The 10,239-nt window shown below is 69.5% G+C and carries 10 protein-coding genes and 1 tRNA gene; 5 read left to right on the forward strand and 6 right to left on the reverse strand.

Annotated elements, in window-relative coordinates:
* From ACFPZL_RS06770 to ACFPZL_RS06785, 4 genes are all read right to left on the reverse strand, one after another.
* On the reverse strand, positions 1-417 hold a 417-nt coding region (locus tag ACFPZL_RS06770), incomplete at its 3' end, for an inositol monophosphatase family protein (protein WP_382334935.1).
* Positions 418-501: 84 nt separating this feature from the next.
* Positions 502-574 (reverse strand) — tRNA-Lys (locus ACFPZL_RS06775).
* A 110-nt stretch (positions 575-684) separates the two neighbouring features.
* The gene (nhaA, locus tag ACFPZL_RS06780; protein WP_236021662.1) at positions 685-1,923 is read right to left on the reverse strand and encodes a Na+/H+ antiporter NhaA; all 1,239 of its coding nucleotides are present in this window, start codon (positions 1,921-1,923) and stop codon (positions 685-687) included.
* A gap of 128 nt (positions 1,924-2,051) precedes the next feature.
* A complete protein-coding gene (locus ACFPZL_RS06785; protein ID WP_218113802.1) occupies positions 2,052-2,249 on the reverse strand; it encodes a hypothetical protein in 198 nt (65 codons plus the stop codon).
* Positions 2,250-2,354: 105 nt separating this feature from the next.
* Here ACFPZL_RS06785 and ilvD point away from each other — a divergent pair, with 105 nt between their 5' ends.
* The 4 genes from ilvD (at position 2,355) to ilvC (ending at position 7,574) form a co-directional block, all read left to right on the forward strand.
* Entirely contained in the window at positions 2,355-4,046 is a 1,692-nt protein-coding gene (gene ilvD / locus ACFPZL_RS06790; RefSeq protein ID WP_218113804.1) for a dihydroxy-acid dehydratase, read from the forward strand.
* Between the two features lie 109 nt (positions 4,047-4,155).
* Positions 4,156-5,970, forward strand: a complete 1,815-nt coding sequence (locus tag ACFPZL_RS06795; protein ID WP_218113805.1) for an acetolactate synthase large subunit — start codon at positions 4,156-4,158, stop codon at positions 5,968-5,970.
* Positions 5,971-5,972: 2 nt separating this feature from the next.
* Entirely contained in the window at positions 5,973-6,482 is a 510-nt protein-coding gene (gene ilvN / locus ACFPZL_RS06800) for an acetolactate synthase small subunit (RefSeq protein WP_218113807.1), read from the forward strand.
* Between the two features lie 75 nt (positions 6,483-6,557).
* A complete protein-coding gene (gene ilvC / locus ACFPZL_RS06805) occupies positions 6,558-7,574 on the forward strand; it encodes a ketol-acid reductoisomerase (RefSeq protein WP_382332988.1) in 1,017 nt (338 codons plus the stop codon).
* Between the two features lie 79 nt (positions 7,575-7,653).
* On the opposite strand, the gene ACFPZL_RS06810 is transcribed toward ilvC, so the two are convergent.
* The gene (locus tag ACFPZL_RS06810; protein WP_218113811.1) at positions 7,654-8,454 is read right to left on the reverse strand and encodes an ABC transporter permease; all 801 of its coding nucleotides are present in this window, start codon (positions 8,452-8,454) and stop codon (positions 7,654-7,656) included.
* A complete protein-coding gene (locus ACFPZL_RS06815) occupies positions 8,451-9,344 on the reverse strand; it encodes an ABC transporter ATP-binding protein (protein WP_218113812.1) in 894 nt (297 codons plus the stop codon). The genes ACFPZL_RS06810 and ACFPZL_RS06815 overlap by 4 nt, the downstream gene beginning before the upstream one ends.
* Before the next feature lie 93 nt (positions 9,345-9,437).
* On the opposite strand from ACFPZL_RS06815, the gene ACFPZL_RS06820 reads away from it, so the two are divergent.
* A partial coding sequence (locus ACFPZL_RS06820; protein ID WP_382334937.1) for a TetR/AcrR family transcriptional regulator occupies positions 9,438-10,239 on the forward strand: 802 nt, incomplete at its 3' end.

The following is a 10,239-nucleotide window of genomic DNA, read 5'->3' on the forward strand; positions in this document are numbered from 1 at the left end:
CCGCCAGGCGCCGCCGCCGGTCTCCGCGAACCAGCGGGTGCCGAGCGCCGGCATGCTGACGACGCCGACGGTCACGACGCCGTCGACCTCGAGCGCGATCAGCGTCGCCCAGTTCGGGACACCGCGGAGGAAGTTCGCGGTGCCGTCGATCGGGTCGAGGATCCAGCGGCGCGCGCCCCGATCCTCGCGCCCCGATTCCTCCCCGAAGAACCCGTCTCCGGGGCGTTCGGCGGCGATCCGCTCCCGCAGCGCCCGTTCCACGGCGAGATCGGCGTCGGTGACGTGCGTGCGGTCGGGCTTCGTGTCGATACGCAGGTCCGCCGCGCGGAAGCGGGGGAGCGAGATCGCATCCGCGAGCCCGGCGAGCTCGAGCGCGAAGGCGAGATCTGCGGAGGGAGCGGGGGCCTCGGAAGACATTCGGCGCCTTTATCAAGGTCTGGCCTGCCGGCAGGGCGCCGGAGACGAAAAAAGCTCCACCAGGAGTGATGAAGCTTTGTTCCGTGCGCCCTCACGGGCTCGAACCGTGGACCCGCTGATTAAGAGTCAGCTGCTCTACCAACTGAGCTAAAGGCGCCCGTCACCCGCCAGCGGGCAACGGAAATACTCTAGCACGATGCCCGGGGTGCGTGAAATCGGCGCGGGCGCACGGGCTCCGGGCCGCTCGGGGCGCCCCACCGTGCAGCCTCACCGCGCGGATCTCCTCGCCCGCGGGCCCCGAAGCAGGAACGCGGCCGCCGCCACGGCCGAGGCGAGCGAACCCACCATGACGGCGAGCCGGGCCACGTCGGCCTCCGGTCCGGCGAAGCTGAGATCGGCGATGAGCAGCGAAACCGTGAAGCCGATCCCGGCGAGGCAGAAGACTCCGAAACGCTCGCGACGGTCGCCGCCGAGTACGGTGCCGGTCAGACGGGTCAGGATCCAGACGCTCAGCCCGATTCCGAGCGGCTTCCCGACGAGCAGGCCGAGGACCACCCCGATGGCGACCGGATCGGTCGCGAAGCCCGCCGCACCGCTGATCGGCACGCCTGCGGCGAAGAAGGCGAAGACCGGCACCGCGATCCCGCTCGACAGGGGACCGAAACGATAGCCGAACGACTCGGCGAGGTCGATCCGCTCGGCCACGTCCCCGACCCCGCGGCGACGGTCTCGTGCGGCGACGGGCACGGCGAACGCGAGCAGGACGCCGGCGATCGTCGCGTGCAGTCCGGAGGCGTGCACGAGCGCCCAGACCAGCGCCCCGAGGGGCAGCAGGACGATCCAGGCCAGAGGGCGGTGACGGTCGAACCAACCGGCGCACCGCTGCACGAGCACGGCGTAGAGCGCAAGGGGGAGCGCGGCGGCTGCGAGCCAGATCCATTGCAGCCCGTCGGCGTAGAAGATCGCGATGATGGTGATCGCGATGAAGTCGTCGACCACGGCGAGGGTGAGCAGGAACACTCGCAGGACCGGCGGGATTCTCGGCGCGATCAGCCCGAGCACGGTGACGGCGAAGGCGATGTCGGTCGCCGTCGGGACGGCCCAGCCCCGCGCGCCCGATCCGCCCGCGTTCACGGCGAGGAAGATCGACGCGGGGAGCAGCACGCCGCCGAAGGCGGCGCCGACCGGGACGATCGCGGTTGCGAGATTCCGCAGCGCTCCGCCCGCGAACTCGCGCTTCAACTCGAGCCCGACCATGAAGAAGAAGACCGCGAGCAACCCGTCGGAGGCCCAGGCGCCGAGACTCAGATCGAGATGCCAGCCGGCGGGCCCGATCTTGAAGTCCCGCAGCGCGTCGTACGCGTCGGCCCACGGGCTGTTCGCGGCGGCGAAGCCGAGCGCTGCCGCGATGAGGACGAGGATCCCGCTCGCGAACTCGGCGCGCAGGAGGCGGGTGACGCGGGCCGCCTCGCGGCGGCTGACGAGGACGGCACGGTTCAGGGTCACGGCGAGCTCCAGGGTAGACGGATGCGACTGCCGACCAGACTTCCTGGCTCACCTTCGTCGATCCTAGTCCCGCGAAGCTCGCCGGTCGTGCTCACCATGCCGGGAGGGAGTGCGGGCTAGGAGCGCTTCTACTCGGCCTCGAACTGCTCGTCATCCAGCTGCTTGGCCACGCCGACGATCGCGAGCACGAGCCCGGCCGCCCAGACGCCCCACACGAGGAAGCGGCGCCAGTCCCGCGGCATCGACTGGGCCTGCCTCGCGGTGCCGAGGGCGCCGAAGAGGGCGCCGATGACTCCCATATTGGTCAGATACTTGCCGATCGACATGCCGACAGCCTACTCCGCACCGCCCGGCGAGCGCCTCCCCGCTCGTCGGCGCACCGGCGCATCCACGGCGCTGGGGAGCATACGGCCGGGACTAGACTGGACGCTATGGCAGAGATCGACATGAAGCCGCGCAGTCGCGACGTCACCGACGGAATCGAGAAGGCCGCGTCTCGGGGCATGCTCCGGGCCGTCGGCATGGGCGACGAGGACTGGGACAAGCCCCAGATCGGCATCGCGAGCTCTTGGAACGACGTCACGCCGTGCAACCTGAGCCTCGACAGACTCGCGCAGGGCGCGAAGGAGGGCGTGCACTCCGGTGGCGGCTACCCGCTGCAGTTCGGCACCATCTCGGTGAGCGACGGCATCTCGATGGGGCACGAAGGCATGCACTTCTCGCTCGTCTCGCGCGAGGTCATCGCCGACTCGGTCGAGACGGTGGTCATGGCCGAGCGCCTGGACGGCACGGTCGTGCTCGCCGGCTGCGACAAGTCGCTGCCGGGCATGCTCATGGCGGCCGCCCGGCTCGACCTCGCCTCGGTCTTCCTCTACGCAGGATCGATCGCCCCCGGCTGGGTCAAGCTCTCGGACGGGACCGAGAAGCAGGTCACGATCATCGACGCGTTCGAAGCGGTCGGCGCCTGCAAGGCTGGCACCCTGAGCGAGGAGGACCTGAAGCGCGTCGAGTGCGCGATCGCCCCCGGCGAGGGCGCCTGCGGCGGCATGTACACGGCGAACACGATGGCCTGCGTCGCCGAGGCGCTCGGCATGAGCCTTCCCGGCTCCGCCGCGCCGCCGAGCGCGGATCGCCGTCGCGACTACTACGCGCACCGCTCCGGGGAGGCCGTCGTCAACCTCCTGCGCCAGGGCATCACGTCGCGCGACATCCTGACCAAGAAGGCGTTCGAGAACGCCATCGCCGTGGCCATGGTGCTGGGCGGTTCGACGAACGCCGTGCTGCACCTCCTCGCCATCGCTCGCGAGGCAGAGGTCGAGCTCACGCTCGACGACTTCACCCGTATCGGCGAGAAGACGCCGCACCTGGCCGACATGAAGCCCTTCGGCCGGTACGTCGCCGAGGACTTCGATCGCGTCGGAGGCATGCCCGTCATCATGAAGGCGATGCTCGACGCAGGACTCCTGCACGGCGACGCCCTCACCGTCACCGGCAAGACGGTCGCGGAGAACCTCGCCGACGTCACGACCGAGATCGACGGCAAGGTGATCCGCAAACTCGACGACCCGCTGCACGCGAACGGCGGCCTGACGATCCTCGGCGGCACGCTGGCGCCCGAGGGCGCGGTCGTCAAGACGGCCGGCTTCGACGCGGAGCTGTTCGAGGGGCCGGCGCGCGTGTTCGAGCGCGAGCGGGCGGCCATGGATGCGCTGACCGAGGGCAAGATCGGCAAGGGCGACATCGTCGTGATCCGCTACGAGGGTCCGAAGGGCGGGCCGGGCATGCGCGAGATGCTCGCGATCACCGGCGCCATCAAGGGCGCTGGCCTCGGCAAGGATGTACTACTATTGACGGACGGCAGATTCTCGGGCGGCACAACCGGCCTGTGCATCGGTCATATCGCGCCGGAGGCCTCGGACGGAGGCCCGGTGGCGCTGGTGCGCGACGGTGACCTGATTCGGGTCGACATCGCCGCGAAGACGCTCGATCTGTTGGTGGATCCCGCAGAGCTCGAGGCGCGCAAGGCAGCCTGGGCGCCGTTGCCCCCGCGGTACACCCGTGGTGTACTCGCGAAGTACGCCAAGCTCGTGCATTCGGCCAGCGAGGGTGCTATCACGGGTTGAGCGGATCACGCTCCGCCCCCGATCGATCCTCGCCTTCGGCGAGCGATCGTACGGCGGCGCGGCCGTGGTGCGGCGGTGACGGCGACATCGAACGACAGAGAGTTATGAAATGAACGCGGAAGCGAGTGCATCACCCGCAACGACCGGCCTCAGCGGCACGGGCGCGGCATCGGCCGGCGAACGGATGACGGGCGCCGACGCCGTCGTCCGCAGCCTCGAGGCGCTCGGCGTGAGCGACGTCTTCGGTCTGCCCGGCGGAGCGGTGCTGCCGCTCTACGACACCTTGGCGAACGACCACGAGCTGCGGCACATCCTGGTTCGTCATGAGCAGGGCGGCGGTCACGCCGCAGAGGGCTTCGCCGCGGCGAGCGGCAAGGTGGGCGTCTGCATCGCCACCTCCGGGCCCGGAGCGACGAACCTCGTGACCGCGATCGCCGACGCCTACATGGACTCGGTGCCGATGCTCGCGATCACCGGTCAGGTCTTCTCGCACCTCATGGGCACCGACGCCTTCCAGGAGGTCGACATCGTCGGCGTGACCATGCCGATCACCAAGCACTCCTTCCTCGTGAAGCGGGCGGAGGACGTGCCCGGCGCGATCGCGGCCGCCTACCATCTCGCCTCGACCGGCCGTCCGGGTCCCGTGCTCGTGGACATCACCAAGGACGCCCAGGAGGGCGAGCTCGACTTCGTGTGGAACGCGCAGGTCGACCTGGCCGGCTACCGTCCCATCACCAAGGCCAACAGCAAGCAGATCCAGGCCGCGGCCGATCTCATCGCCGAAGCCGTGCGCCCCGTGTTCTACGTCGGCGGCGGTGTGGGCCGGGCCGGCGCCTCCGAGGAGCTGCTGCAGCTCGCCGAGCTGGTCGGCGCTCCCGTCGTCACCACGCTGATGGCGCGGGGCGTGTTCCCCGACTCGCACCCGCAGCACCTCGGCATGCCCGGCATGCACGGCACGGTGCCCGCCGTGCTCGCGCTGCAGGAGTCCGATCTGCTGATCACGCTCGGTGCCCGCTTCGACGACCGCGTCACCGGCAAGGCCGCGCTCTTCGCGCCCGAGGCGAAGGTGATCCACGCCGACATCGACCCGGCGGAGATCGGCAAGATCCGCGCCGCGGACGTGCCGATCGTGGGCGACGCCGCCGAGGTGATCGCGGATCTCATCGCCGCGGTCTCCACTGCGAAGGTCGGCCGCGAGTTCGCCGACACGTCCGCCTGGTGGGCGCGGCTGAACGAGCTGCGCGAGAAGTACCCGCTGGGCTACACCGAGACGAGCGACGGCCTGCTCTCCCCGCAGTACGCGATCCAGCGCATCGGTGAGCTGACCGGTCCCGAGGGGATCTACGTGGCCGGTGTCGGCCAGCACCAGATGTGGGCCGCCCAGTTCATCAAGTACGAGCGCCCCAACTCCTGGCTCAACTCCGGCGGCGCCGGCACGATGGGCTACGCGGTCCCCGCCGCCATGGGTGCGAAGGTCGCCGAGCCGGACCGCGTGGTCTGGGCGATCGACGGCGACGGCTGCTTCCAGATGACCAACCAGGAGCTCGCCACCTGCACGGTGAACGACATCCCCATCAAGGTCGCCGTCATCAACAATTCGTCGCTCGGCATGGTCCGTCAGTGGCAGACGCTGATCTACGACGGCCGCTACTCGAACACCGAGCTCAACACCGGCCACGGCAGCGCTCGTGTGCCCGACTTCGTGAAGATGGGCGAGGCCTACGGCTGCCTGTCGATCCGAGTCGAGCGCGAGGATCAGGTCGACGATGCGATCAAGCTCGCGCTCGAGACCAACGACCGCCCGGTCGTGATCGAGTTCGTGGTGAGCGCCGACGCCATGGTCTGGCCGATGGTCCGCCAGGGCACCTCGAACAGCGACATCCAGTACGCCCTCGAACACAGCCCCGAGTGGGGGGAGGAGTAGTCATGAGCCGTCACGTACTCAGCCTCCTGGTCGAAGACAAGCCGGGCCTGCTCACGCGCGTCGCCGGGCTCTTCGCCCGTCGCGGATTCAACATCGAGTCGCTCGCGGTCGGCCCGACCGAGGTGCACGGGCTCTCGCGCATCACGGTCGTCGTCGACGAAGAGGATCTGCCGCTCGAGCAGGTCACCAAGCAGCTCAACAAGCTCGTCAACGTCATCAAGATCGTCGAGCTCGAAGACAGCCAGTCGGTGCAGCGCGAGCACATGCTCATCAAGGTCCGCGTCGACAACCAGACGAGATCCCACGTGCTCGAGGCCGTCAACCTCTTCCGTGCTCGCGTCGTCGATGTCGTCCCCGACGCGCTCGTCATCGAGGTCACGGGCGATACGGGTAAGATCCAGGCGTTCCTGCGCGTGCTCGAGCCCTTCGGGATCAAGGAGATCGCCCAGTCCGGGCTGATCGCCGTGGGCCGCGGATCGAAGTCGATCACCGAACGCGTCTTCAAGAACTGAGAGGATCGCGCGCGATCCTCTCTGAAGAACGAGTAAACCAACCACCAACCAATAAGGAGGCCACTCGTGGCTGAGATGTACTACGACAGCGACGCCGATCTGTCGATCATCCAGGGCAAGAAGGTAGCGATCGTCGGCTACGGATCGCAGGGGCACGCGCACGCGATGAACCTGCGCGATTCGGGTGTTGAGGTCGTCATCGCGCTGAAGGAGGGCTCGAAGTCCATCCAGAAGGCCGAGGAGGCCGGCTTCACCGTGAAGACCGTCGACCAGGCCGCCGAGTGGGCCGACCTGATCATGATCCTCGCGCCGGATCAGCACCAGCGCTCGATCTACAACGAGCAGATCAAGCCCCACCTCACCGCGGGCAAGACCCTCGCCTTCGCGCACGGCTTCAACATCCGCTTCGGCTACATCGAGGCCCCCGAGGGAGTCGACGTGATCCTCGTCGCCCCGAAGGCCCCGGGCCACACCGTGCGTCGCGAGTTCGAGGCCGGCCGCGGCATCCCCGACATCATCGCCGTCGAGAAGGACGCCTCGGGCACCGCCTGGGCGACCGCCATCTCGTACGCCAAGGCCATCGGCGGGACCCGCGCCGGCGTCATCAAGACCACCTTCACCGAGGAGACCGAGACCGATCTCTTCGGCGAGCAGGCGGTGCTCTGCGGCGGCACCTCGCAGCTCGTCCAGTACGGCTTCGAGACCCTCGTCGAGGCGGGCTACCAGCCCGAGATCGCCTACTTCGAGGTGCTGCACGAGCTCAAGCTCATCGTCGACCTCATGTGGGAGGGCGGCATCGCCAAGCAGCGCTGGTCGGTCTCCGACACCGCCGAGTACGGCGACTACGTCTCCGGCCCGCGCGTCATCGACCCGAGCGTCAAGGAGAACATGAAGGGCGTGCTCGCCGACATCCAGTCCGGCGCGTTCGCCGAGCGGTTCATCGGCGACCAGGACAACGGTGCCAAGGAGTTCATGGAGCTCCGCGCCAAGGGCGAGCAGCACCCGATCGAGACCACCGGTCGCGAGCTGCGGAAGCTCTTCGCCTGGAAGCAGGAGGACGCCGACTACGTGGACGGCAGCGTCGCGCGCTGACGCTTCGAGATCGACGTATCGAATGGGCGGGGGCCCGGAGCCGAGGCTCCGGGCCCCCGCCCATTCGGCGGTGTGCGGTTCATCTCCGGGGGAAGCGCCAGGCGACGATGAGCGCACCGGCCGCGACGATGCCCGCGCACCACAGGAGTGCGAAGCCGAGCTGGCCCCCGGGATCCTGCCCTGCGAGCAGCGAGCGGATCGCATCGGTCAGCGGTGTGACCGGCTGCGCGGCGGCGGCCGGCTGCAGCCAGGCCGGCAGGGTGTCGAGCGGCACGAAGGCGCTCGACAGGTAGGGCAGGAAGAGGATGCCGAAGCCGTAGCCGTTCGCCGACTCGGGGCTCGAAGCCAGGAGGCCGATGGCCGCGAAGACGACCGTGACGGCGACGATCCAGGCGAGCACGACGCCGATCGCCGCGATCCACTGCCACGCATCGGCCTGGGGTCTGAAGCCGAGCAGCAGCGCGACCCCGAGCACGAGCGCCGTGGCGAACAGGTTGCGCAGCACGCTCGCCGCGACGTGTCCGACGAGACAGGCGGACGCCGGGGCCGAGAGGCTGCGGAAGCGCTGCATCGCGCCGCCCGTGACGTCGCGGTTGACCGAGACAGCCACAGAAGCGGCGCCGAAGCCCGAGCAGAGCACGATGATGCCGGGCGTGACGAAGTCGACGTAGCGGCCGTCCGAGCTGATCGCGCCGCCGAACACGACGGTGAACAGCAGCATGAGCATGACCGGCAGCACGATCGCGAGCAGCAGGCCCTCGCCGTCGCGCAGGCTGTGGTGCATGCTGCGCCCGATGAAGACGCGGCTCGCGGTGAACGCTCCGGCGCCGGGGTGCGGCTCGAAGGCGGGCCGGGCGGTGAGGTTCGCCTGCGCGCTCATGCCGCTGCCTCCTCTTCGGCCGGGGTCCGCTTGTTCCTGCCGGTGAGGGCGAGGAACGCGTCGTCGAGCCCGGGACGGCGCAGCTCGACGCGCATGGCACGTTCGTCTTCGCTCAAATCGGCGAGCGCTCGGGCGAGACCGCCCGCCGTGCGATCGATTTCGAGCGTGCGCGCGACGCGGCCTCCGGCGTCGACCAGTACCGCGGCCTCCTCGCCGACGAGCGACACGAGCGACGCCACGGTGCCGTCGGCGACGATCCGCCCGCCGTCCAGGATGGCGACCCGATCGGCGAGTGCCTCGGCCTCGTCGAGCATCTGCGTCGTGAGAAAGACGCTGCACCCCTCGGAGGCGAGTCTCGCGATGTCGTCCCAGAGGTGCGAGCGGCTCGCCGGGTCGAGGCCGGTCGTCGGCTCGTCGAGGAAGAGCACCGCCGGCGTGCGCACGAGGGAGGCGGCGAGATCGACGCGACGCCGCATGCCGCCCGAGTAGCCGGAGACAGGGCGATCCGCCGCATCCTCGAGTCCGAACGACGCGAGCAGCTCGCTCGCACGGCTGCGCGCGTCGAGGGTCGCGAGGCCGAGGAGCCTTGCGACCATGACGAGGTTCTCCCGCCCGGTGAGCGCCTCGTCCACCGAGGCGTACTGGCCGGTCGCCCCGATGAGCCGACGCACGGCCTTCGCCTCGTGCACGACGTCGTGGCCGAGCACGCGCGCCGTGCCGGAGTCGGGGCGGAGCAGGGTGGTGAGGATCGATACGAGTGTCGTCTTGCCTGCCCCGTTCGGCCCGAGCAGGGCGAAGATGCCGGCGGAGAGGTCGAGCGTGAGATCGTCGAGCACCCGATGGCCGCGATACCGCTTGCCGAGTCGCTCGAGCTCGATGGTGGTGGACATGGGGCTCCTTTCGCGTCGTACATAAACAGTATGCGTTATAAACAGTAGATTTGTCACGCAGTTATGATGGTGCGAAGAGTCGAGGAGGTTCGAATGGTCGAGGGAGACGTGTCGCGCACGCTCGCGCTCGCCTGGGGGCTCGCGGCGGCACCCCAGCGCGGGCCCAAGCGGGAGCTGACGCTCGAACGCATCGTCGAGGCCGCGATCGAGATCGCCGACGCCGAGGGGCTCGGGGCGGTCACGATGCAGCGGGTGGCGCAGCGCTTCGAGTTCAGCACCATGGCGCTGTACCGCTACGTCGCCACCAAGGACGAACTCCATCGGCTGATGCTCGACACGGCGCTCGCGGGAGCCTCCGACGACGGCGACCCGGGCGACTGGCAGGAGGGGCTCGGCGGCTTCCTCCGCGAGCTCGTCGCGGGGTACCGGCGCCATCCCTGGACGCTCGACATCCCGCTCGCCAGCGACATCCACCTGATGCCCGGCCAGATCGCCGCGGCGGATCGCGGGCTGCGCAGCATGCGGGAGCTGGCGGTCCCCGCCGAGATGAAGCTCGGCGTGCTGATGCTGCTCTCGGCGTTCGCCCGCGGACACGGCGAGATCGAGCGCGAGGTGCTCGCGGGCATGATCATCGGCCCCGAGACGCGAGCGCTGCTCGCGGAGGCCGTCGTACCGGCGCGCTTCCCGGATGTCGGTCCGCTGATCGCGAACGGCGTCTACCTCCAGGACGGCGCCGATGCCTCGGCTTCGTCCGAGGACGACGCCGAGCAGATCCTCGGCTTCGCGATCGAGGTGCTCGTCTCCGGCCTGACGCAGGCCTTCGCGCAGGCGGACGATCCGGCGGGCGAGGCCGCACCGCCCGTACCGCCCTCGGACGCGGAGGCGGCTCGGCCCG

The organism is Leucobacter soli (genome assembly GCF_042659205.1).
Classification (GTDB): domain Bacteria; phylum Actinomycetota; class Actinomycetes; order Actinomycetales; family Microbacteriaceae; genus Leucobacter; species Leucobacter soli.